This window comes from Streptomyces sp. SID14515, assembly GCF_010548505.1.
GTDB lineage: Bacteria > Actinomycetota > Actinomycetes > Streptomycetales > Streptomycetaceae > Streptomyces > Streptomyces caviscabies.
The window spans coordinates 1-394 of the sequence record NZ_JAAGMH010000037.1 but is presented as its reverse complement, the minus strand read 5'-3'; the positions used below and the strand labels follow the sequence as shown (position 1 = coordinate 394).

Below are 394 nucleotides of genomic sequence, written 5' to 3'. Positions count from 1 at the left end.
CTGCGCACCCTGACCAGGAAAAACAAACACCGGACGGGAATCCGTCAGCGTCCGGCCCTGTACGACAACCGAACCGCCCGAACCGGCCCCGAACTGTGCGGCGGTGGCGACAAGCTCCTCAGCAGAGCCGCCCAGCAGCACCGCACGGTGCTCAAGCGCGGCACGAGTCACGGCCAGTGACCACCCAACACCTGCCGACGCGGCGGCAGGGCTCGCTGCCAACCGTGCCGCCTGTTCACGAAGCGCCGTCGCGTCCTTCGCCGACAGCGGCCACGGAGTAGGCGACAGTGAGAGTGATGTCTCCGCGACAGACTCGGTTTCCTCTGTGCCCTGTTCGAGGATGACGTGGGCGTTGGTTCCGCTGATCCCGAACGACGACACACCCGCCCGACGC

At 67.3% G+C, this 394-nt stretch carries 1 protein-coding gene and 1 pseudogene; one reads left to right on the top strand and one right to left on the bottom strand.

Features of this window, described 5'->3' with window-relative positions; translation table 11 throughout:
* Window positions 1-180: hypothetical protein (locus tag G3I54_RS39350; RefSeq protein WP_239144265.1), on the top strand; the 180-nt coding region annotated here is incomplete at its 5' end.
* Window positions 181-213: 33 nt separating this feature from the next.
* Here G3I54_RS39350 and G3I54_RS39345 read toward each other — a convergent pair.
* Window positions 214-381, bottom strand: a pseudogene (locus tag G3I54_RS39345) (ketoacyl-synthetase C-terminal extension domain-containing protein); the annotation flags it as partial.
* Window positions 382-394: the final 13 nt, after the last annotated feature.